This window comes from Comamonas sp. 23 (genome assembly GCF_049601575.1).
In the GTDB taxonomy this organism is placed as follows: Bacteria; Pseudomonadota; Gammaproteobacteria; order Burkholderiales; family Burkholderiaceae_C; genus Comamonas; species Comamonas squillarum.
The window spans coordinates 4,845,461-4,867,471 of sequence record NZ_CP187127.1; the positions used below are offsets into that span (position 1 = coordinate 4,845,461).

18 protein-coding genes are annotated in these 22,011 nt (G+C 61.5%); 7 read left to right on the forward strand and 11 right to left on the reverse strand.

Features of this window, described 5'->3' with window-relative positions:
* Positions 1 to 50: 50 nt before the first annotated feature.
* Positions 51 to 4,223 carry a YhdP family protein gene (locus ACPEE1_RS21860; protein WP_423934864.1) on the reverse strand — a complete coding sequence of 1,391 codons (4,173 nt, stop codon included), beginning with the start codon at positions 4,221 to 4,223 and terminating at the stop codon, positions 51 to 53.
* Positions 4,224 to 4,344: 121 nt separating this feature from the next.
* Here ACPEE1_RS21860 and glnE point away from each other — a divergent pair, with 121 nt between their 5' ends.
* Positions 4,345 to 7,080: a bifunctional [glutamate--ammonia ligase]-adenylyl-L-tyrosine phosphorylase/[glutamate--ammonia-ligase] adenylyltransferase gene (glnE, locus tag ACPEE1_RS21865; protein ID WP_423934865.1), complete on the forward strand. Its 2,736-nt coding sequence runs from the start codon at positions 4,345 to 4,347 to the stop codon at positions 7,078 to 7,080.
* Between the two features lie 484 nt (positions 7,081 to 7,564).
* On the opposite strand, the gene ACPEE1_RS21870 is transcribed toward glnE, so the two are convergent.
* Positions 7,565 to 8,188, reverse strand: coding sequence for a glutathione S-transferase family protein (locus ACPEE1_RS21870; protein ID WP_423934866.1), 624 nt, complete (start codon positions 8,186 to 8,188; stop codon positions 7,565 to 7,567).
* A gap of 158 nt (positions 8,189 to 8,346) precedes the next feature.
* Here ACPEE1_RS21870 and purB point away from each other — a divergent pair, with 158 nt between their 5' ends.
* A complete protein-coding gene (purB, locus tag ACPEE1_RS21875; RefSeq protein ID WP_423934867.1) occupies positions 8,347 to 9,726 on the forward strand; it encodes an adenylosuccinate lyase in 1,380 nt (459 codons plus the stop codon).
* A gap of 136 nt (positions 9,727 to 9,862) precedes the next feature.
* Positions 9,863 to 10,423: a YaeQ family protein gene (locus tag ACPEE1_RS21880; RefSeq protein ID WP_021026607.1), complete on the forward strand. Its 561-nt coding sequence runs from the start codon at positions 9,863 to 9,865 to the stop codon at positions 10,421 to 10,423.
* On the opposite strand, the gene ACPEE1_RS21885 is transcribed toward ACPEE1_RS21880, so the two are convergent.
* Entirely contained in the window at positions 10,407 to 10,835 is a 429-nt protein-coding gene (locus ACPEE1_RS21885; protein ID WP_423934868.1) for a DUF3717 domain-containing protein, read from the reverse strand. The two genes, ACPEE1_RS21880 and ACPEE1_RS21885, sit on opposite strands and share 17 nt — an antisense overlap.
* A 469-nt stretch (positions 10,836 to 11,304) precedes the next feature.
* On the opposite strand from ACPEE1_RS21885, the gene ACPEE1_RS21890 reads away from it, so the two are divergent.
* The 3 genes from ACPEE1_RS21890 to ACPEE1_RS21900 all read left to right on the forward strand — a co-directional run bounded on the left by ACPEE1_RS21890 (position 11,305) and on the right by ACPEE1_RS21900 (position 13,043).
* Positions 11,305 to 12,048, forward strand: coding sequence for a TerC family protein (locus ACPEE1_RS21890; protein WP_021026609.1), 744 nt, complete (start codon positions 11,305 to 11,307; stop codon positions 12,046 to 12,048).
* A gap of 67 nt (positions 12,049 to 12,115) precedes the next feature.
* Positions 12,116 to 12,556, forward strand: a complete 441-nt coding sequence (locus tag ACPEE1_RS21895; RefSeq protein WP_182344647.1) for a hypothetical protein — start codon at positions 12,116 to 12,118, stop codon at positions 12,554 to 12,556.
* Positions 12,557 to 12,686: 130 nt separating this feature from the next.
* Positions 12,687 to 13,043 (forward strand): phage holin family protein, encoded by a 357-nt coding sequence (locus tag ACPEE1_RS21900; RefSeq protein ID WP_230779770.1) that lies wholly within the window; start codon positions 12,687 to 12,689, stop codon positions 13,041 to 13,043.
* Here the strand turns inward: ACPEE1_RS21900 and ACPEE1_RS21905 are convergent.
* Complete coding sequence (locus tag ACPEE1_RS21905) at positions 13,011 to 14,693, reverse strand: M48 family metalloprotease (RefSeq protein ID WP_423934869.1); 1,683 nt, start codon at positions 14,691 to 14,693, stop codon at positions 13,011 to 13,013. The genes ACPEE1_RS21900 and ACPEE1_RS21905 overlap by 33 nt on opposite strands.
* A 215-nt stretch (positions 14,694 to 14,908) precedes the next feature.
* Here ACPEE1_RS21905 and moaC point away from each other — a divergent pair, with 215 nt between their 5' ends.
* A complete protein-coding gene (moaC, locus tag ACPEE1_RS21910; RefSeq protein ID WP_423934870.1) occupies positions 14,909 to 15,400 on the forward strand; it encodes a cyclic pyranopterin monophosphate synthase MoaC in 492 nt (163 codons plus the stop codon).
* 114 nt (positions 15,401 to 15,514) lie between these two features.
* On the opposite strand, the gene ACPEE1_RS21915 is transcribed toward moaC, so the two are convergent.
* The 7 genes from ACPEE1_RS21915 to sucC form a co-directional block, all read right to left on the reverse strand.
* Positions 15,515 to 16,288, reverse strand: a complete 774-nt coding sequence (locus ACPEE1_RS21915; protein ID WP_423934871.1) for a hypothetical protein — start codon at positions 16,286 to 16,288, stop codon at positions 15,515 to 15,517.
* Positions 16,289 to 16,328: 40 nt separating this feature from the next.
* Complete coding sequence (locus tag ACPEE1_RS21920) at positions 16,329 to 16,832, reverse strand: pilin (protein ID WP_423934872.1); 504 nt, start codon at positions 16,830 to 16,832, stop codon at positions 16,329 to 16,331.
* A gap of 97 nt (positions 16,833 to 16,929) precedes the next feature.
* Positions 16,930 to 17,448, reverse strand: a complete 519-nt coding sequence (locus ACPEE1_RS21925; RefSeq protein ID WP_182344641.1) for a pilin — start codon at positions 17,446 to 17,448, stop codon at positions 16,930 to 16,932.
* Between the two features lie 312 nt (positions 17,449 to 17,760).
* Positions 17,761 to 18,441: an FHA domain-containing protein gene (locus ACPEE1_RS21930; RefSeq protein ID WP_182344639.1), complete on the reverse strand. Its 681-nt coding sequence runs from the start codon at positions 18,439 to 18,441 to the stop codon at positions 17,761 to 17,763.
* A 266-nt stretch (positions 18,442 to 18,707) separates the two neighbouring features.
* On the reverse strand, positions 18,708 to 19,391 hold the full coding sequence (locus tag ACPEE1_RS21935; RefSeq protein WP_116926062.1) for a TerC family protein: 684 nt from the start codon (positions 19,389 to 19,391) through the stop codon (positions 18,708 to 18,710).
* Between the two features lie 112 nt (positions 19,392 to 19,503).
* Entirely contained in the window at positions 19,504 to 20,400 is an 897-nt protein-coding gene (sucD, locus tag ACPEE1_RS21940) for a succinate--CoA ligase subunit alpha (protein ID WP_021026616.1), read from the reverse strand.
* Positions 20,401 to 20,416: 16 nt separating this feature from the next.
* Entirely contained in the window at positions 20,417 to 21,577 is a 1,161-nt protein-coding gene (gene sucC, locus ACPEE1_RS21945) for an ADP-forming succinate--CoA ligase subunit beta (protein ID WP_021026617.1), read from the reverse strand.
* Between the last annotated feature and the right edge of the window lie 434 nt (positions 21,578 to 22,011).

The following is a 22,011-nucleotide window of genomic DNA, read 5'->3' on the forward strand; positions in this document are numbered from 1 at the left end:
GGCGCGGTGCCTGCGGATATCGAAGGTGACTCAGCGCAGCGGCCGGGCGCTCAATGCGGGGTGCCCACCGCGTTGCTGTCCGCTTCCTGCCTGCGGCCCACGCGCTTGACCTCGGGCTCCGACCAGGAGCCGCTGACCTCGAACTCCTGGGTCACCGCCTGCGTCAGCGGCCCCTTGAACAAGGCCTGGGCCAGGAAGGTGCCAATGCCGATGACCGGGTTGATGGCGGTGGTCACCAGCGCCATCGTCGTGGTGTTCAGCTCGGGGATGACAACCACATGCAGGTCCTGCGTTTCATCGCGCAGGTTGGCGCTGCCTTCGAGCAGCACGGCAGCGGTCACGCCCTTCATCTGCATGTTCGTGGTCGAGGCCACGCCATCGCTCACCAGCACATCGCCACGCACAAAGTCAAAGCCAAAGCCTGCGCTGAACACGTCCTTGAAATCCAGGGTCAGCCGGCGCGGCAAGGCCTGCAGGTTGAGCACGCCCAGCAGCTTGGCCGCACCGGGCTCCACCTTCAGAAACTGGCCCTGGCCGACATCGATATGCAGCTTGCCGTCCATGCTGGTGTAGTCCGGGCTCACGGGGCTGCCCGTCCAGCCGATGCGCCCCTGCACCGAGCCCTTGCCCTGGCGCACCACACCGGCCATGCCCAGGCGGCCCAGCAGCGCGCCGGTGTCCTTCAGGTCCAGGCGCATTTCCAGCTCGGTACGGCGCCCGCCGCTGCTGCTGCGCTGGGCACCCCAGTCGCCACTGGCCTGCAGGCTGGCGGCATCGTTCGAGAGCACCATGTTTTTCAGCTGCCACCAGGATTTGTCCGCTTGGCGCTGGTTGACGGCCTGAACCTCCAGCCGGCCCACCGAATGCTGGCGCCAGCGCAGGTCCTCCACCACCACATCGAGCGCCGGCAGCTGCCCGGGCTCCTGGCCCAGCGCGTCATCTTGGCTGGCGGCGGCCTTGCTGTCGGCGCCCTCCTGGCCCACACGCAGCTGGCTCAGCCGCGCGCGGATGGTGCCCGGGCCCTTGGCCTCCTGCTCGTACTCCAGCTGGCCGTCGAGCAGGCTGGAGCTGACCTGGCTGCGCCAGCGCGGCCCCGTGCGCGAGCCGCTCAGGTGCAGGTTGTGGATATCCATGCCGCGCACCTGCACGGTATCGAGGCGGATATCCCAGTGGTCGGGCAAAAAGGCGGCATAGGCGTCGCCATCGGCGGGCGACGGAGGGGGGGCCGCCCCTGCGGCCGCTGCGCCCTCTGCCACAGTCGTCTTCTGTGCCGGCGCCATGGCCTTGAGGCGCTGGGCCAGCGCCTGCCACTCCTGCACATCGACCTGCGGCAGCTGCACCTCGGCAATCACGCCCTTGGCCGGCAAGGTCAGCGCGCCGGCGCCCAGGCGCAGCACGCCACTGACCACCTTGTCGGGCACCTTGTCATCGCTGCTGATATCGCGCACATAGCGCAGCTGCAGGCGCCCACCCACATCGAGCTGCATGTTCTGCCGCACCAGCGCTGAGGGCGCCGCCTCCGGCACGGTGCTGGCAAAGTGCGTTGGCCAGACCTCGTCGGCCGCCTTTTTCAGCGGCACCGGCAGCGCCAGGGCCATACCGGCCAGATCGCTGCGCACCCCCACCAGCGGCACGCCCTGGACCATGCTGATGTCCAACTGGTAGGCGGCCTGGCCTTGGGCCAGTTGCGCCAGCTGCACCACCGGGCCCAGCTCCTTGGCGCGCAGCAGGCCGTCGGCCGTGGCCACGCCATTGGCGCGCACCTTGAGGCGGGGGCCATGGTCCGCGCCAGCGGGCAGGCCGCTGACATCCATGCCACCGGAGAACTTGACCGCACCGCCCAGCGCCTGGCCCTGCAGCTCCTGCAGCGCAAAACCATGCTCGGAGAACTGCACCGCGCCGGTAACCTTGTCGACCACCGGTGAGTCATCATGGAACTGGATACGGTTGCCCGGCAGCAGCACCTTGCCATCGACCTTGGCCTGGGCCATGTCATGCACCGGCAGGTCGAGCTTGAGTTGCAGTTGGGCATCACCATCGGCCTGGGTCTGCGCCAGTGCCTGCTGGGTCAGCGCATCGATCGCGCTGCCGCGCACGGTGGCCAGCATATCGGCCAAGGGCCCATTGGCCTGTGCATTGACAAGCACGCGCGTGGCATGGAAGTCGGGAATCTGGGCACTGGTCTGGTCGACCACGATGCGCTGGTTGCCGTCCAGAATGCCCTTGGCCTTGTTGACCTGCATGCCATTGCCCTCAAACACCAGCTCGCCCGAGAGGCGGTTGAGCTCCGGCCAGGGCTTTTCGCCAGGGTGCAGGTGCGAGTTGGGCACATAGGCATAGCGCACATCGCGCACGGGTGCCACGATGCGGAACAGGCCGTGGCGCGAATCGGGGAAAGGCACTTCCCACAGATCGCCGTTGATCTCGAACTGCACATTGCTGGCCTGGCCGGCCAGAACGGCATCGCGCACATAGTGGCGTGCATCGGGTGGAATGTGCAGCGGCAAATAGCGGTGCACCTGGGTGCCATCGGCCCGCTCGAGCACGCCCTTGAGCTGCAGGATGCCAGGAAAGCGCGAGTGGGACCCCGTCTTCTGCGGGTCGGCCGTCTGCCAGGACCAGCGCGCATGGCCGGCTGCATGCGCATTGGCAAACTCCAGCCGCTCGGACTGCATCTGGATATGCTCTCCCTGCACCGTCCACTGCAGCTGGGTGCTGGCCGAGGTGATGGGGACCTGCGGGTCTTCAAACACCGAAGGCAGGTAGAGCGCGCCATCGGCAAAGGCCATCTTGGCCTGGCCGCCACCAGCCCGCGCATCAATCGTCAGATCCAGCCCGCGCAGGCCCACATGCGGCTGCCCGCCTGCCAGCACCAGGCCGCCATGGCTGTCGCGCGCCGCATTGGCGCGTGGCGCGGCAGACGGCATGCCAAAGGCCAGCTGGCCCACATCGGCCTTGACCTGCCATTCCTGCAAGGTATCCATGTCGCCACGCCAATGGGCCGATGCGCTGCGGATCAGGCCCGCGGGCCGGTTGCTCTGCAACCACTGGCGGGCGTTGTCGGGGATGGGCAGCAGCCGCGCCAGCTGAGCCAGCGAGGCAATATCGAGCGACTGGGCACTGGCTTCGGTCTCGCTGGGCTGCTTGCCCTGGGCATAGACATGGTTGATGCGGGCGCTGCCACCGGGCCATTGCTCGCCGTTGGCCGACTCCACCGCCAGGTTCTCCGTCAGCACGCGAAAGCCGCTGTCATCGGCGGCGCCGCCGATGCGTCCCTGCACCGAGCGCAGCAGCAGCACCGTGCCCTGCGCCGCTTTGTCATCGCTGGCCGCCGCAGCTTGGCGGCGCACGCCCACATCGCGCAAGGCCACATCGGCCGTGCCGTTGCTGAGCTTGCCGCGCGTCACATCGAGCCAGAGGCGCGCCGAGCCCTGGCCTTGCTGCAGGCCCATCGCCGGCGGCAGGTAGGGCGCCATCGCTGCGGCATTGAGCTGGAGCGCCTCTAGGTAGAGCTGGCCACTCCAGTGCTTCCAGCGGCCATCGTGCAGCGCCCAGATGGGCTGGTGCATGCGGCCGCGCAGCTCCAGCGCGTCGCCCCAGTCCTCGGGCGGGCGCACGCGCAGCTGCCATTCATGGCGCAGACCGGGGTTGCGCAGCAGCAGATGCACGTCGCTGAAGGTGACAGGCGGCAGACCGCGCAGCTGGTCATCCCAGGTGATGCTGCCGCCCTGGACCAGGACTTCGCGCTGGCGAAACAGCCAATCGGCAGCGCTGCCGCTGTCCTGGCTCTGCGAGGTCTCCACCAACACGCCGGCCACGCGCACACTGCCATCGGCGGCGCGCTGCACCGTCAGCTGCGGCGCGTTGATGACGATCTGCTCGGCCCGCAGTCGCAACAGCGACGGCACCGACAAGGCCACCTGGATCGTATCCAGGGTAAACCCGGCAGAGCCATCGGGCTGCGCGATTCGCAGGCCCTGCACCGCAATGGCGGGCACCAGGCTGTTGTTGCCATCGGCCTGCAGCCGGTCGATGCGCACCGGCACCCCCAGCGCCTGCGATAGCCTAGATTCCACTTGCGGGCGAAAGTCATTGATACGGGGCACAATCCACCAATGCAGCGCCGCCACCGCCAAGGCCAGCAGCAGCACCAAGCCCAGCAATAAGCCCAGCGACCATTGCACCAGCTTGGCAGCGAGCTTGAGCAATCGGGGCGCGCGCACAGTCAATCGAGTCCAATCAGTAAGGGGAAAGCGAAATTATGACCCGCGGCAAGTCCCTCGCTCGCGTTGCATATGTGAGCATTTGAACAGGTCTGCCGCAGGACATTGTCGATAAAGCGCTATGGCACACACGGATATCACGCCCCCGCAGGCCAGCCTGCCTCTGTCTGAGCATTCGCGCTTCGTCCAGCGCCTGCACCGCCGCTACGAGGGTTTGCTCGATCTGCTGCCCAGCGGCCCCCCTACGCATGCCACGATGGCACCGACCCTGGCTGCGCTGCAGGCCCAGGGCTATGCACTGGGCGCTGCGCTGCGCATTCTTCGCCAGCTGGTGATGGAGCGCCTGGTGCACCTGGACTGCGACGAGCAGGCCGATCTGCAGACCATCACCCGGGGCGTGACCGAGCTGGCCGAGTTGGCGCTCGATGCCGCCTGCACCGCTGCGCGGGCCGAGCTCGACAGCCGCCATGGCGCCCCGCGCGACGCCGATGGCAACCCGGTGCAGCTGTGGGTGATCGGCATGGGCAAGCTGGGCGCGCGCGAGCTCAATGTCTCCAGCGACATCGACCTGATCTATATCTACGAGCAAGAGGGCGAGACCCAGGGCCAGCCCGATGGCCGAGGCAAGCTCAGCAACCATGAGTACTTCATCCGCGCGATCAAGCTGATCTACCAGCTGATTGGCGAGACCACCGAGCACGGCTTTGTGTTCCGCGTGGACCTGATGCTGCGGCCCAATGGCAACTCCGGCCCAGCCGCCATCTCGGTTGCGGCGCTGGAAGACTACCTGCAGACCCATGGCCGCGAGTGGGAGCGCTTTGCCTGGCTCAAGAGCCGCATCGTGGCGCCACTGGCCGATATCCGCAGCCCCAATGTGCAGGCGCTGCGCGGCGCGGTGCTGCCTTTTGTGTTCCGCCGCTACCTCGACTACGCGGTCTTCGATTCGCTGCGCAGCCTGCACCGCCAGATCCGCGAGCATGCGGCCAAGCGCAGCGCGGGCCACCCCGAGCGCGCCAATGACGTCAAGCTCTCGCGCGGCGGCATCCGCGAGATCGAGTTCATCGTGCAGCTGCTGCAGGTGGTGCGAGGCGGCCAGTTCCCCGAGCTGCGCTGCCGCGCCACCTTGGAGGCCCTGCCCCGCCTGGAGCGCGCCAACCTGATGGCGCCCGAAACCGCACAGGCCCTGGCCGACGCCTACACTTTTCTGCGCAAGGTGGAGCACCGCATCCAGTACCTGGACGACCAGCAGACCCATGTGCTGCCCACGCGCGATGACGACCTGCGGTGGATGGCCCAGACGCTGGGCTATGACGACGAGTGCCGCTTCTTGCACCAGCTCGATGCGCACCGCGAGCTGGTCGCACAGGAGTTTGACAAACTGCTGGGCGGCAACGAAGCCTGCAAGAGCGGCCAATGCGGCGGCGCCAAGGGGGCCGCTGCCAGCCCGCCCGAACTGGAGACCGTGCTGCCCAAGCTGCCCGAGGCGGTGCGCGAGCGCGTGCTGCAGTGGCAGCGCAATCCCCGCTACAGCTACCTGAGCGATGCGGGCCTGGGGCGCCTGGTTTTGCTGCTGCAGCGCACGGCCCAGTGGCTCAGCCAGGGCCAGGTCAGCGAGATCGCCGCGGTGCGCCTGGCCGACTGGATGGAATCGCTGCTGCGCCGCGAAAGCTACCTGGCCATGCTGCAGGAGCGCCCGGCCGTGCATGAAAAACTGATGCACATGCTGGGCGCGGCCAAATGGCCGGCCCGCTACATGCTGCAGCACCCCGGCGTCATCGACGAGCTGGCCAGCGATGCACTGATGCATGAGCGCTTCAACCCGCAGGAGTTTGAGGCGGATCTGGAGCGGCGCCGTGCCGCCTTGCAATCCACCGCAGAAGACGACGATGAAAACCTGCTGAACCTGCTGCGCCGCGCCCACCATGCCGAGACCTTCCGCACCTTGGCACGCGACATCGAGCAGCAGATCACGGTCGAGCAGGTGGCCGATGACCTCTCGGCGCTGGCGGATGCCGTGCTGCGCGTGACCACGCGCTGGTGCTGGGGCCGGCTCAAGAGCGCGCACCGCGCCGAGCCGCAGTTCGGCATCATCGGCTACGGCAAGCTCGGCGGCAAGGAGCTGGGCTACGGCAGCGACCTGGACATTGTCTTTGTCTTTGGCGACGACGACGAGCGCGCACCCGAGGTCTATTCGGCCTTTGTGCGCAAGCTCATCAGCTGGCTCACCGTCAAGACCGGCGAAGGCGACCTGTTCGAGATCGACACGGCGCTGCGCCCCAACGGCAACTCCGGCCTGCTGGTCACCAGCTTTGACTCCTACGCCAACTACCAGCAGCAGCGCGGCAGCAACACCGCCTGGACCTGGGAGCACCAGGCGATGACGCGCGCCCGCTTTGTGCTGGGGAGCCCTGCGCTGGCTGCCCGCTTTGATGCGGTGCGCGAAGCGGTGATCACCGCCCCGCGCGATGCGCCAGCGCTGCGCAGCGAGATCGCCACCATGCGCGAGCGCGTGCGCAGCGCCCATGCGGTGCCCGCTGGCTTGTTCGATGTCAAGCACAGCGTGGGCGGCATGATGGATGTGGAGTTTGCCGTGCAGTACCTGGTTTTGCTGCATTCGGCTTGCAATCCCCAATTGCGTCCCAACCTGGGCAACATCACCTTGCTGCGGCGTGCCGAAAGTGCCGGTTTGCTGCCCGAAGGCATGGGTGAGGCGAGTGCGAATGCCTACCGCGCATTGCGCCGTGTGCAACATTTGGCCAGGCTGAACGAGGCGCCCACCCAGGTGCCTGAGACGGCTTTGCTCGAAGAGCAGCAGACGGTGCGAACGCTGTGGGCAACGGTGTTACAGACCGCATAAAACCTGCAGAAAGACCGATGGAACTCGGGAATTCATAAGGGTTTATACTGCGTCATCACCCGTCGCTAGCATTCACTTACGCGCAACGGCATTCAAAACGATGTACTATCGCCTAACGCTCACTGATTAATTCGACGAATGATAACGTAATGAAACAAATTATTTATTTGTTTACAATACATTTATGGTGGCAGGCGGAAACTTAAAACCGACCTTCCACTCTGTGAACCATGTAAAGGCTACAGAAGCAGTTTTTACCGACCCTTTTTAATGTTGCGAAGTCTTTCAGGCCCAATCCGGCATGACTGCAAACCTGAAGTGCTTCTCCTCCCTCCCTCTCTATCATTCACTTCGGGACGCTTCGCAACTTTTTTTATACCCAGGCCCAGTCCAGACGACTGGGCCTTTTTTTGCCCGCGCGCAGCCTGCCCGTGGCTGTAGGCTCGGGAGCCTCTCAGCCCTGAGCCAGCAGGTCGGGAGCGCCTCAGCCTTCAGGCTGTGTCGCTGCAAAGCTGGGCCGGGCTTCCAGGCGCTCCAGCAGCCGCGCCAGATTGGGGTGGCGCGACGCCCAATCCAGCTCGGGAAAGCGAAAGCGCAGCCAGGCCAGCGCGCAGCCCACGGCGATATCGGCCAGGCTGATGTGCACACCCGCGCCGGCAAAATAGGTTTTCTGGCCCAGGCCGTTGCCCATGGCCTCCAGCCCTGCCCAGACCTTGCCCAACTGGCGCTCCACCCAGGCGGGGCTGCGCTGCTCGGCCGAGCGGCCGGCAAAGGCATACTCCATGCGCGCCAGCACGGCGGCATCGAGCACGCCATCGGCCATCGCCTCCCAGCTGCGCACTTCGGCGCGCTCGCGGCCCAGGCTGGGGATCAACCGGCCCACCGGCGACAAGGTGTCCAGGTACTCGACGATCACCCGCGAGTCCACCAGCACCGAGCCGTCGTCCAGCACCAGGCAGGGCACCTTGCCCAGCGGGTTGACCGAGGCAATCGTGGCCCTGTCGCCCCAGACATCCAGGGTCTCCATGCGGTAATCGAGTTTTTTCTCGGCCAGCACCACGCGCACCTTGCGCACATAGGGACTGGTCAGGCTTCCTAGCAATTTCATAGCTTCAGGCTCAGGCAGGTGGCGTCGATCCGGTCCGCAGGGACCTCCAAGCTGCCATGGGCATGGGGGTCCGTACGGGACATTTGCACCTCTCGATTGTAATTAGGCAAATCCAGACTGCAGCCGCGGCAAACGGCCCGCTTCTACAATAGCGGCCCATGAGCCTGTCTTCCCTTACCGCCCTTTCTCCGCTGGATGGCCGTTACGCCTCCAAACTGTCCACCCTGCGCCCGATCATGAGCGAATTTGGCTATATGCATCGCCGTGTCCAGGTGGAGATCACCTGGTTCATCGCGCTGTCCGATGCCGGTTTTGCCGAGTTCTCGCCGCTGTCCGAGGGTGCACGCAGCTACCTGCACGGCCTGGTGAATAACTTCAGCGAAGCCGACGCCCAGGCGATCAAGGACATCGAGAAGACCACCAACCACGACGTGAAGGCGGTGGAGTACTGGATCAAGAGCAAGTTCGAGGCACGCCCAGAGCTGCTCAAGGCGGCCGAGTTTGTGCACTTTGCCTGCACCAGCGAAGACATCAACAACACCAGCCATGCGCTGCAAATCCGCGCCGGCCGCGACCAGGTGATCCTGCCGGGCCTGGACCGCGTGGTGCTCAAGCTGCGCGAGATTGCGCACCAGTATGCGGCTGTGCCCATGCTCAGCCGCACGCACGGCCAGACCGCCAGCCCCACGACCGTGGGCAAGGAACTGGCCAACGTGGTGGTGCGCCTGCAAGCGGCGATGGACCGCATTGCCAATGTCAAGCTGCTGGCCAAGATGAACGGCGCCGTGGGCAACTACAACGCCCACCTGTCGGCCTGGCCCGAGTTCGACTGGGAAAGCTTCAGCAAGAACGTCGTGGAAAAGCACGAGCCCCAGGGCCTGGGCCTCACTTTCCAGCCCTACTCGATCCAGATCGAGCCGCATGACTACATGGCTGAACTGTTCGACGGCATCGCCCGCGCCAACACCATCCTGATCGACCTCTCGCGTGACATCTGGGGCTATGTCTCGGTGGGCTACTTCAAGCAGCGCCTCAAGGCCGGCGAGATCGGCTCGTCGACGATGCCGCACAAGGTCAACCCGATTGACTTCGAAAACGCCGAAGGCAACTTGGGCCTGGCCAATGCACTGCTGCGCCACCTGTCGGAGAAGCTGCCGATCAGCCGCTGGCAGCGTGACCTGACCGACTCCACCGTGCTGCGCAACATCGGCGTGGCCACCGGCTATGCTGCACTGGCCTACACCTCGCTGATGACCGGCCTGAACAAGCTGGAGCTGAACGAAGAGCGCCTGGCCGAAGACCTGGACAATGCCTGGGAAGTGCTGGCCGAGCCGATCCAGACCGTCATGCGCCGCTATGGCGTGCAAGGCGCCTATGAAAAGCTCAAGGAAGTCACCCGTGGCAAGACGGTGCGCGCCGAAGACCTGCACCAGCTGATCCGCAGCCTGGAGATCCCGCAGGCCGACAAGGAGCGCCTGCTGGCCATGACCCCGGCCAGCTACATCGGCAAGGCCACCGAGCTGGCCCAGCGCGTTTAAGTACGCTCCCCCCAAGAGGCCAGGCGCTCCCTGGCCTCTTGCCTTTTTTCTCTCACCGCCCGGCCAAGCGCAACGCGCCAGCCGGGCGCGCCGGATTCACCCCCGAAGCCCAGGCTTCGTCACCAGACCCTGCCCCATGGCTATCAAATCCACGATCTACAAGGCGAATCTGTCGATTGCCGATATCGACCACAACTACTACGCCGACCACAACCTGACCCTGGCGCGCCACCCCAGCGAAACCGACGAGCGCATGATGGTGCGCCTGGTGGCGCTGGCCCTGAACGCCCACCAGCTGCAGGACCTGTGCAATGGCGACGGCACGCTGGGCTTTGGCGCCGGCCTGTCCGACCCGGACAACCCTGATGTGCACCTGACCGACTTCACCGGCGCCAAGCGCATCTGGATCGAAGTGGGCCAGCCCGAAGAAAAGCCGATCACCAAGGCCTGCAACAAGTCGGACCACATGCTGGTCTACTGCTTCAACCATGCAGCCGAGATCTGGTGGAAGGGCCTGGAAGGCAAGCTCGCGCGCCAGGAAAAGCTCGAGGTGTTCCGCCTGCCGACCGAGGTGTCGCAATCGCTGGCCGATCTGGCCGAGCGCAGCATGCAGCTGCAGGCCACCATCCAGGAAGGCCAGCTGACCCTGTCCAGCGACAAGGGCACCGTCTTTGTAGAACCTATTCGCTGGAAGTGATGCCGCCTGCGGAACGCGCACGTTCCGCATGGCGGTTGAAGCGCCAGGCCGTGCCCTGCAAGGTGATGCGCCGCCACACCGCCCGCTTTTGCACGGGGCTGTAGGCCAGCCAGTGCTGCACCTCGTCAAAGCTGCGGCCGCAGCCCTTGCAGACCGCATCGCCCTGGCTGGTCGAGCAGATGGCGATGCAGGGCGTATCCGGTGTGGTCTCCCACCAGGCCAGCCAGGCCTGCATGGCGGCTTGCCCCATCTCGCGCGCGTCCACCCCATCGCGGCGCTGGTAGACCAGCCGCGCGTAGACTGCGGCCAGCGCAGCCACCTGCGGCGCCAAGGATGCGCCAGGGCCACTGGGCGCACGCTGGCGCCAGTGGTTGATGGCTGCTTCCAGATCGGTGAGGTGGATGAGTTCCATAGCTGCCATCGATGATAGCCCTGTGGCGGCGGAACCGCCAAGCGGCGATGCACCCCCCACTTGTTCACAGCTTGTTATCCACAGGTGTGGGCAAACACAAACATGCGGGAATACTCTGTGCAGTGGCCCGGTCTTTGTCACCCCAAAGCGCTTGGTTTGTGTTCCAATACGCGCTGACGAAGGGGAGTAGCTCCCGTTGATGCCTTGCCAGCGGCAAGCGCAGAGACATGTAATGCGTCGTCAGTACGAAGCCTCACGGCTTCCGGCGCGTTAGGTTCATGGCCCACATGATCTGAGCAAGACCTTTGAAAACCATGGTGCCGCACCACAGGTCTTCGAAGCTACTGCCCGGCGGTTGGCCATCACGGCGCCAACGCTGAACCGCGTCGCCTCCCTGACTTGTAACGACACCCCACTGGCTGGTCTGTGCATGGTGCATGGGCCGCTTTTTCAAAAATTAGGTGCTTACATGGACTTGGATTTTCTGACGCACGCGCCCTTCTGGATTGCACTGGGCCAAATCATCATCATCGACATCCTGCTGGGCGGCGACAACGCGGTGGTGATTGCCCTGGCATGCCGCAAGCTGCCCCCTGACCTGCGCCGCAAAGGCATCATCTTCGGTACCGCTGGCGCGATCATCTTGCGCGTCATCCTGATCGCGTTCGCGATGTTCCTGCTGGCGCTGCCGTTCCTGAAGTTTGTCGGCGCCATCTTGCTGTTCTGGATCGGCGTCAAGCTGCTGGTGCCTGAAGACGAAGACCATGGCAACATCCAAGGCAGCGACCGTCTGTTTGCCGCCATCAAGACCATCATCGTTGCCGACCTGGTGATGAGCGTGGACAACGTGATCGCCATTGCTGGCGCCGCGCAGAACGCCGGCGACGAGCACCACATGCTGCTGATCGTTCTGGGCCTGCTGATCTCGATCCCGATCATCGTCTGGGGCAGCCAGTTGGTCATCAAGCTGATGGAGCGCTTCCCGATGGTCATCACCGCTGGCGGCATGCTGCTGGGCTGGATTGCGGGCGGCATGCTGGTCTCTGACCCCGTGTTTGCCAACCCCGACAAGTGGACCTGGATGTTCAAGATCGACCAGAGCAAGACCCTGCACTATGCAGCTGCTGCGGCTGGCGCACTGGTCGTGCTGGTGCTGGGCAAATGGCTGGCCAGCAAAAAAGCCAAGGAACTCCCGGCGGCCAACGTACACTAAGCCTATAACCGCCCTCTACCACCACCGCTGGCAGCCCCACGCTGCCAGCCCCACTTAGGCCACTTGGATGAACGTAAAAATAGTCTTTGTAGATGATGCCGCCTTTGCCCTGCAGCGCTTGAACGAGTGCGCAACCATCAACGACGAGCACTGGGTGCTGGTGGCTTGCGCCCCCAAGATCACCCGCAGGGCCAGCCGCTGGGGCAATCGCAGCACCCTCGAAAAGTGGCGCAACAAGTGGGCCAAAAACCTGTTTGAGGGCCTGATCCCGCAAAGCACCCAGCTGCAGCGCGCCCGAGTCTCGACCCATATCTCGGAAGTGAGCGTGCAGCAAATGACCGCCCAGCTCCACGCCGAGTACCCCGAGGCCGAAGTGCTGGACTGGCGCCGCCCCAAGGCCATCTCCGAGCCACCATCGGCCGACTTTGTGCCACGTCCTGCCAAGCTGGCAGGCTCGCTGCTGGGGATTCTGGGTATCTGCTTCAGCTTGGTGCTGGACGGCGTGTAAGCCATCAGCCTCATCACCCAACACAAAGCGCCTTCGGGCGCTTTTTTCATGGCTGGGCTCGGTAAACAAACCTTCCATCATTGGATGCCGGCCTATACACAGCACGCCCGCCATCCGCTATGCTGGCGCCATGAAACTCATCCTCAAATGGCTGCTCTCCGCAGTCGCCCTGCTCTGTGTCGCCTACCTTTACAGTGGCGTGGAAGTGCGCAGCTTTGGCGCGGCGTTGATTGCAGCGCTGCTGATAGGGCTGTGCAATGCCATCGTGCGCCCTGTGCTGATCGTGCTGACCCTGCCCGTCACCATCCTCACCTTGGGCCTGTTCATCTTTGTCATCAACGCGCTGATGTTCTGGGCCGCGTCCGGCATTGCAGGCAGCGGCTTTGTGGTGCATGGCTTTTGGGCTGCGCTGATCGGCTCGGTGCTCTACTCCATCATCAGCCTGGTCATCGAATCACTTACGGGCCGCCTGCTCCTTGGCAAGTGATTGCATCTCGCGCAAGCGGGTGTCGATGATCGAAGCCTCATAGTAGTCGTTGCGGTTTGGGCTGTTGCGCGCCATGTCCTGCCCGGCGCGCAGGCGGTCTACCGCTGCCGCGTAGTCATACTGCGCGGCCCGGCTCTCGGCCTCCGCGCGAATGGAGCGCAGCGGCTGGTTCTGCTGGCGCAGCACCCACGACAGCGCAAGCCAGGCCCCCGCATCCTTGGGCCACTGCACGACCAGGGTCTGCAGGCGGCTGCTGGTCTGGCGCAATACCCCGTCATAGGCCGTCAAACCCGTGGCGGGCAGCTGCGCCAGGGCTTGCGCAGCCAGCACCAGCTCGGGCCGGTCACTGCCCTGGCCGGCATCGTCCCCCACCACCGCCTTGACCTCCGGCAGCAGCACATCGCGGCTGCTGTCCTGGATGCTCAGCGATTTGTCAGAGCCCTGTGTGATCACCGCTTCGTTGACCAGGCCGGTCATTGCATTGCTGACCGTGACCGAAGTGCTGCCGGCCTTGCTGGCTGGGGGCTTGAGTGGCTGGATCTTGGCCAGCGCCGCCAACGCATCTTGCGGCTGGCGGTTGCGCAATGCCAGATCAGCACGCAGCAGCTGCGCCTGGCGCATCGCATCGGGATGGGCCTGCACGGAGGCATCCAGCTGGTCCAACGCCGCCAGGGCCTCCGCCTGGCGCCCCAATTGGTTGTGCGACATGGCAGCCAGATACCAGACACCCGCCCGCTGCTCCAAAGAGCGGTTGGCAAAATCGGCCGCCGTGGTCAGCTGCACCCATTGGTGCAGCACCTGGGGCTCAGGCTTGGACAGCATGCGCGCCCGGGCCGACATCATCTGCGCCACCATGCCCGTGTCCTGCGGTTTGCGTGCAGCGCCGGCGGGCAAGCGCGACTGCATGTCGGCAATGCGCTCCGTCGTCAGCGGGTGGGTACGCAAATACGGCCAGCTGCCGTTGTCATTCATGCGGTTGGCTTGTTGCAACTTCTCAAACATGCTGACAAACCCCGCTTGCGAGTAGCCGGCAGGCGGCATCAGACTCATGCCGGTGCGGTCCGCCTCGCGCTCCATATCGCGTGAGAAGTTCAGCTGCGACTGGATGGCAGCGGCCGAACTGCCCACCATCAGCGCCTGGGCCGCAGCCGGGTTCTTGCTGGCAGCCAACGCGCCCAAAATCATGCCGGCAATCATCACCGGCGTCATGCGCGACTGGCGCGCCAGCATGCGCGCAATATGGCGCTGGGTGATATGGCTCATCTCGTGGGCCAGAACCGAGGCCAGCTCATCGCGGCTGCCGACCACGCCGACCAGGCCGGTCTGCACGCCCATAAAGCCGCCGGGCAGCGCAAAGGCATTCACGGTGGCATCCTGGATCAGCATCACCTGCCAGGCAAAGCGCTCCTGCAGTTCAGACGTCATGGTGCCGCGCTGGCGTGCCGCCAGCATCAGCTCCTGCCAAATGCCGTTGACGTACTCATACAGAATCGCGTCATCCAGAAACTGTGGATCGCGGTAGATCTCGCGTGCAATGTCATCGCCCAGGCGCCGCTCCTCGCTGGTGGTCATCTCGGCGCCCTCACCCATCGCAGGCAAGCTGGTGTCGGCCCGCGCCTGCAGGGGGGCCAGGGCGGCCACTGCAGCCATATGGGCCGCGAGCAGGGCACAAGCTGTGCGTTTAAAAAACCATGTATTCATTCAAAATTCCGTGCGGCAGCAGATGCTGAATCTGAATCAAGCCAGAGGGTGGCAAGAGCGGGCTCCTTGCCATCAAGCCTTCAGCCCAACACGTATGATGAAGCACCACTGCACAAGTTGCATGCTGTATTGCCGCTTGTGACGTATTGAACACGGAAAGCACCATGACTGAACTCACCCATTTCGACGCCCAGGGCCAAGCCCATATGGTCGATGTAGGCGCCAAGCCTAACACCCACCGCATCGCGATCGCGGAGGGTTTTATCACCATGCAGCCGGCCACCTTGGACATCATTGCCGCTGGCACCGCCAAAAAAGGGGATGTGCTGGGGATTGCGCGCATCGCCGGCATCATGGCGGCGAAGAAGACCAGTGAGCTGGTACCGCTGTGCCACCCGATTGCGCTGACCAAAGTGGCGGTGGAGTTTGAATTGTTACCTGAAAAGAATGCTGTGCGCTGCGAAGTGCGAACTGAAACCGTTGGGCCTACTGGTGTGGAGATGGAGGCCTTGACCGCTGTGCAGGTCGCACTGCTGACTGTTTATGACATGTGCAAGGCGGTGGACAAGCGGATGGTGATGGAGCGGATTAGTTTACTGGAGAAGCATGGCGGAAAATCCGGATGTTTTATTGCCAACGGCGAGAGAACAACTTAATAGTTCGTGTTCAAAAATGAAAAAACTGATCTATTTCATTAACTGCAAGTTCGACCGAGAAACCATGAAACTGCTACACAAAGATTAAAAATCCAAAAGCCTTGATTATTTGCGTCAATTAAAACCATCCACTGGTGCATACCCAACAAATCTCAGGCTTATATCGAACAATACAACCCAATCTTTTTGTTTACTAGATGTCAATGGAAGATAGAATAATTGATTCACGGCCAACCCAGAGGTTTTTACTACGTTCAGCAACAATTCGACTTGCTCCGGCCGTCTACTGATTAACTCACTCAGAGGTTTCGCACGCGCGAGAATTTCCGTCATCTGCTGATCCCATGCGACCCACCAACTCGGACGCATTGCGGGAGAGATACCCGCGATTTCATTATTCAAACTTGCAAAGAGTTCATCGGAGTCCTTAGGACTTCTCGTTCCACCCTTCATTACCCCCCAAAGTGGCAGCTTATTCATCTTTGCCGGTGCCACAGCTAATTCCGCTGTATCAATTTCATTTGCCGTAACAACTACAAGCCTGTCAACCTCAAAGATCAGCGCAACGGGACGTGCCATCCACAAACTACTCATGCCATAGCATAAGGCTGCTATCTGAATCAGGCCGACAAGGCCAAAGTCTAGCCAACGCTCACGTGGTGTCTTTGCTGGACTTACCAGAATTAAAGTTAGGAGTGGGCCACAAGCCACATCGACAAGAAGAATAATAAAAAATATGGACTCTACGCCAAGCATTGATCTATATGGCGCAGGATAAATTAACCAAAATACAAAAAAAGCAAAAACAAACCCGACAACAACCGAAATACCTAAATGGCGCAATGCATAGCGCATAGCAAAACGAATACGTTCCGAAAACGAAATCACACAATCACTTTGCCAAAGCATAAATTACAGAATACGAAAATCAACGGCAGCTTGCAGGCCGAAACTGTGCCGCCAATGTCCCAGCAGAACATCTCCAAGAAAAAACGGAACCGAATACCCAAGCCTGAAGGTCAATGACATTGGGAGGACTGCTATTGTCTACTGGCTCTATTAGAATAATATTCACACCAGCAGGAACAACACTTGGCTTATAAGCCACTGTAATAACACCCGGTGCATTGCTGACAATATCGATCACATTCGCATTTCCAGCCAATGCTACTGATGTGAGGTTCATGGGAGTAGCCCCCAATGCCTCACAAGTGGCAGCATTGATACAAGTCATATCACGCGGCCCTGTTGTTGCATATGCTTCAGTAAGGGCCGTTTTAAGTGATTGCGCAAGCACCAGACCGTCAGACACTTTGGCACGAACCGTGTAATTTTGATAAGCTGGTAGTGCAACCGCAGCTAATATGCCGATGATTGCAACAACAATCATCAGTTCTACCAAGGTGAAGCCACTATTTATGATTTTTATCACAATTAAACTCCAGAAAAAAGGGGAGCCTATCGACTCCCCTTTTTTGGAACTAATCCAACCAGGCAAACTAGCTAAATTTTCCCATATGGCATTCGCATTAACGGCAAGATGCAGGACGATACTTAGCGAGCAGTGTGCCGCCATCAGCACCGGTGCCGTTCAAACCGCACTTCCAATTAATTTGCGTTCCTGCCGTAGCTGCGGTTTGCAAGTCAACAGCAGTGGTACCTGCAGCATTTACTGGCGTGATCAACAAAGTATTTTGGGCAGCAGGAACCACTGCAGGCTTGTAAGCAATCGTAATGATGCCAGTCTCATCGCTTGTAACAGAAGTTACATTTGCATTACCAGCCAAAGCCGTAGCATCCATCACGGATGCGCCAATAGCATCGCAGGTAGCTGCATTAGTACAGCTCATATCAGAAGGACCTTTGCTTTGGTGCGTCTCCGAAATAGCAGTCTTCAGTGCACCAGACAATGTCAAACCTTCTGCGACCTTGGCACGAATCGTATAGTCCTGATAAGCAGGCAGTGCCACCGCAGCCAAAATACCGATAATCGCCACAACGATCATCAGTTCGATCAGGGTGAAACCCTTTTGCATAGTACGCAGCATGTTGAATCCTCTCTATGTAACCAGTGATTAGGTAGCCTCGTCGAACGACTTGGCGTGCATCACTTATTGCAATTGCTGTGCCAACTTTTAGCGTCTACTTATCTCGCGGCTTCGACTGACAAAAATGCGGCGCTTTGTTAACTTATTGTGCAAGACTTTCATAAATGTCAGCGGCCCAAGATTTCTGCCATTTTTGTCACCTACTGAACGACTGTGCAAGCTATGCGCATGGGCAGCAGAAACAGAAACGGCACCCGAAGGTGCCGCTGCGTCTGTTGAGGCCCTGGCTATACAAGCCCAAGGTTCAGAGTCTTAGGCCCAAAACTCATAAGCCATCCCCGCCAGCTCAATCCGATCCCCCTTGTGCATCGACAGCCCCACGCCATTGAGCGCCTGGCCATTGAGCACCACATCGGCCGAGCCATCGACCTTGGTGGCGATATAGCCCTTGCCACGTTTGGTCAGCGCAGCGACGGCAATCCCAGGGCGGCCCACCGTTGTGACAACCTTGGACAGGATGATGTCTTCGCTGGCGCCGCTGACGGCGCGCAGGTAGGGGCTGGGGGTGTAGGGCTGCTCTTCGGCAGGGGGGAAATCGGCGGGGACCGTGGGGCTGTCTTCGCCATGGTCGGCATGGGCGGGCTTGGCGGTCAGGCTGCCGGCTTCGCTGGCATGCAGGTAGTGGCTTTCGGGCACGAGCGAGTTCATCAAAAAGCGGATACGGCATTTGCCGATGTCCAGCAGGTCGCCGCTTTGCAGCACCTGGCGGCGTACCTTCAAGCCGTTGACCTTGGTGCCGTTGGTGCTGCCCAGGTCTTCGACGACGACGATGCCAATCTTCTTCTCATAGGTGAACGCCACATGCTCGCCGCTGACCGCCATGTCGGTCAGCACGATGTCGTTGGTAGAACGGCGCCCCAGGGTGGCCCTGGACTCCGTCAGCATGTAGTCCTGGATCACCACCCCATCTAATGAAACTATGAGTCTTGGCATATTGATAAACCTCGTCACGATTATATGCACATAAGCTATACAAATGACTTTTTCGATACGCGGTTGACAAAGGATCACGATGTGTTGGGTGCTACCGGATTTTGGTTACGGGTTTACCCTTGATTCCTCTCAGAAGCTGATGCTGATCAATGCGTTGGCTGCTGCAGGCGCTCTTTCCCCTTGACGATGCACAATCGCTGCAGCCCGGCGTAGAAATGCAAAAAGCGCCCGAAGGCGCTTTGTGTTGGGGTGAGGGGATCAGCCGCTCAGTGTGCGGGCGCGGTATTGCGCTTTTGCAGCCACAGACCCAGGCCCACCACCAGCGCGGCGCCAGCGGCAGCTGCCAGGTAGTGCAGCGCAGGGTTAGCCTCGACAAAGCCGTGCAGCAGCTTGTCGTTCATGATGGTCTCACCACCGACCCAGCCGATCAGGCCGGCGCCCAGAATCACGATGACCGGGAAGCGCTCCATCAGCTTGATCATCAAGGTGGAGCCGAAGATCACCAGCGGGATCGAAATCGCTAAGCCCAGGATCAGCAGCAGCATATTTCCGCCGGCAGCTGCCGCCACGGCAATCACGTTGTCCAGGCTCATCACCAGGTCGGCGATCAGGATGGTGCGAATGGCCGCCATCATTGTGCCGGTGCCCTTGCCCGCGCCCTCTTCTTCGTCGTGGCTGGTCAGCAGTTGCAGGCCAATCCACAGCAGCAGGCAGCCGCCAACGATCTGCAGGAAGGACAGCTCCAGCAGCTTGGCCGCAACTACGGTCAGCAGAATACGCAGCACCACGGCGGCGCCGGAGCCAAACATGATGGCTTTTCTTTGTTGTTCAGGGGGCAGGGAGCGCGCTGCGAGCGCGATGACAACGGCGTTGTCGCCCGAGAGAATGATGTTGATCCAGATGATCTTGACCAGCCCGATCCAGAAGTCGGGATGATTGACGTAATCCATGTTGCGCTCCGTAGTTATGAATAAAGACGCCAGACCTGAACGATCTGGCGTCTTCTTTTTATGGAGTACGCAGTTTAGCGGGGCACGCAGCCCCTGGCATGCGTAATTTTGCTTACTTCAGCAGGCCTTGCAGCAGGCGGCCCATTTCGGATGGGTTGCGGGTGATGGTGAAACCGCACTCTTCCATGATGGCCAGCTTGGCATCTGCCGTGTCGGCGCCGCCGGAGATCAGCGCGCCAGCGTGGCCCATGCGCTTGCCGGGAGGGGCGGTCACACCAGCGATGAAGCCCACCACAGGCTTCTTCATGTTGGCCTTGCACCAGAGAGCGGCTTCCGCTTCGTCTGGACCGCCGATTTCGCCGATCATAATCACAGCGTCGGTGTTCGGGTCGTCGTTGAACGCCTTCATCACGTCGATGTGCTTGAGACCATTGATGGGGTCACCACCGATACCGACAGCCGAAGACTGGCCAATGCCCAGCTCGGTCAGCTGTGCCACGGCTTCATAGGTCAGCGTGCCCGAACGGCTCACCACGCCGATGCGGCCTGGCTTGTGGATGTGACCGGGCATGATGCCGATCTTGATTTCACCGGGGGTGATCAGGCCTGGGCAGTTAGGGCCCAGCAGCAAGGTCTTCTTGCCGCCAGCCGCTTCCTTGGCCTTCATCTTGTTGCGCACTTCCAGCATGTCGCGCACGGGGATGCCTTCGGTGATGCAGATGGCCAGGTCCAGGTCGGCTTCCACCGCTTCCCAGATGGCAGCAGCAGCGCCAGCGGGTGGCACATAGATCACGGACACGGTAGCACCGGTGTCCTTGGCAGCGTCCTTGACCGAACCGTAGATAGGGATGTCGAAAATCTTTTCGCCAGCCTTCTTGGGGTTCACGCCAGCGACGAAGCAGTTCTTGCCGTTCGCGTATTCCTGGCACTTTTCAGTGTGGAACTGGCCGGTCTTGCCCGTGATGCCTTGGGTAATGACTTTGGTGTCTTTATTGATATAGATAGACATGTGTGTTCTCCAGGGCTTACTTCACTGCGGCAACGATCTTGGTGGCGGCTTCGGCCATGGTGTCGGCCGAGATGATGGGCAGGCCCGATTCGGCCAGCATCTTCTTGCCCAGCTCTTCGTTGGTACCCTTCATGCGCACCACCAGTGGCACGCTCAGGTTCACCGCCTTGCAAGCGGTGATCACGCCGGTCGCGATGGTGTCGCACTTCATGATGCCGCCGAAGATGTTGACCAGAATACCCTTGACCTTGGGGTTCTTGAGCATGATCTTGAAGGCTTCGGTGACCTTCTCGGGGGTGGCACCGCCGCCCACGTCCAGGAAGTTGGCAGGCTCGCCGCCAAACAGCTTGATGGTGTCCATCGTGGCCATGGCCAGGCCAGCGCCGTTCACCAGGCAGCCGATGTTGCCGTCCAGGCTGATGTAGGCCAGGTCGAACTTCGAAGCTTCCACTTCAGCAGGATCCTCTTCGTCCAGATCGCGCAGGGCCACCAGTTCTGGGTGACGGAACAGCGCGTTGGGGTCGAAGTTGAACTTGGAGTCCAGTGCAATCACGTTGCCCTTGGAGTCACGGTTGAGCGGGTTGATTTCAACCAGCGATGCGTCCGTGTCCATGTAGCACTTGTACAGCTTTTGGCAGATGTCGATGAACTGGGCCACCGAATCAGCAGGCATGCCGATGCCCTTGGCCAGCTCTTCACCATTGGCTTGCGTGAAGCCGGCAATGGGGTCGACCAGCACGGTGATGATCTTCTCAGGAGTGCTGTGCGCCACTTCCTCGATGTCCATGCCGCCTTCGCTCGAAGCGATGAAGGCCACCTTCTGCGTGCCACGGTCGGTCACGGCAGACAGGTAGTATTCCTGCTGGATGTCGGCACCGTCTTCGATGTACAGGCGACGCACCTTCTGGCCTTCAGGGCCGGTCTGGTGGGTCACCAGCTGCATGCCGAGGATTTGCTCGGACAGCGCCTTCACGTCGTCGATGGTCTTGGCAACCTTCACGCCACCGCCCTTACCGCGGCCACCTGCGTGAATCTGGGCCTTCACCACCCACACGGGGCCGCCCAGCTTCTGTGCTGCTTCCACTGCTTCTTGCACAGTGAAGGCGGGGATACCGCGCGGAACGGGCACGCCGAACTGACGCAAGATTTCCTTGCCTTGGTATTCATGAATTTTCATGATGTCTCTCAGTAAAACAAAATGGGAAAAAACCCGGCGGCCGAGCGCGCAGAACAAAGAATTCGCAAACAAGGCAGAAGGCCTGGCAGTCCGCGAATTTACCATGCTGCACTGCGCCATGGGGGGCAGCGCCTGCAGGAGCCCCAATGCGCTTCCGGGGTTTGTCGGCCGCCGGAATGCATATAGCTATTATTTGTATAGCTAACCAGCCATGTTGGGCAGTCGTCTCCGTGCACCAGGTCTGTCAGCCAAGGCAGTCAATGCCTGTCGGAGGCCTGCGCAAAAGTTGTCGATAAATACCCGAGCGGTGCAGGATTTTTGGCACAGCCGCCCGGGGCTGACACAATTTTGCGCTAGTGCGCACTGCGCTTTGGGCCAGCACCGGGCCATCACAGGCACCAAAACAGCATGTCCGGCGCATCGCACAAGCCCTG

Coding starts and splice junctions, on each gene's coding strand:
- glnE (WP_423934865.1), top strand. CDS start 4,345: ATGGCACACACGGATATCACGCCCCCGCAGGCCAGCCTGCCTCTGTCT.
- ACPEE1_RS21870 (WP_423934866.1), bottom strand. CDS start 8,188: ATGAAATTGCTAGGAAGCCTGACCAGTCCCTATGTGCGCAAGGTGCGC.
- purB (WP_423934867.1), top strand. CDS start 8,347: ATGAGCCTGTCTTCCCTTACCGCCCTTTCTCCGCTGGATGGCCGTTAC.
- ACPEE1_RS21880 (WP_021026607.1), top strand. CDS start 9,863: ATGGCTATCAAATCCACGATCTACAAGGCGAATCTGTCGATTGCCGAT.
- ACPEE1_RS21885 (WP_423934868.1), bottom strand. CDS start 10,835: ATGGAACTCATCCACCTCACCGATCTGGAAGCAGCCATCAACCACTGG.
- ACPEE1_RS21890 (WP_021026609.1), top strand. CDS start 11,305: ATGGACTTGGATTTTCTGACGCACGCGCCCTTCTGGATTGCACTGGGC.
- ACPEE1_RS21895 (WP_182344647.1), top strand. CDS start 12,116: ATGAACGTAAAAATAGTCTTTGTAGATGATGCCGCCTTTGCCCTGCAG.
- ACPEE1_RS21900 (WP_230779770.1), top strand. CDS start 12,687: ATGAAACTCATCCTCAAATGGCTGCTCTCCGCAGTCGCCCTGCTCTGT.
- ACPEE1_RS21905 (WP_423934869.1), bottom strand. CDS start 14,693: ATGGCTGCAGTGGCCGCCCTGGCCCCCCTGCAGGCGCGGGCCGACACC.
- moaC (WP_423934870.1), top strand. CDS start 14,909: ATGACTGAACTCACCCATTTCGACGCCCAGGGCCAAGCCCATATGGTC.
- ACPEE1_RS21925 (WP_182344641.1), bottom strand. CDS start 17,448: ATGCTGCGTACTATGCAAAAGGGTTTCACCCTGATCGAACTGATGATC.
- ACPEE1_RS21930 (WP_182344639.1), bottom strand. CDS start 18,441: ATGCCAAGACTCATAGTTTCATTAGATGGGGTGGTGATCCAGGACTAC.
- ACPEE1_RS21935 (WP_116926062.1), bottom strand. CDS start 19,391: ATGGATTACGTCAATCATCCCGACTTCTGGATCGGGCTGGTCAAGATC.
- sucD (WP_021026616.1), bottom strand. CDS start 20,400: ATGTCTATCTATATCAATAAAGACACCAAAGTCATTACCCAAGGCATC.
- sucC (WP_021026617.1), bottom strand. CDS start 21,577: ATGAAAATTCATGAATACCAAGGCAAGGAAATCTTGCGTCAGTTCGGC.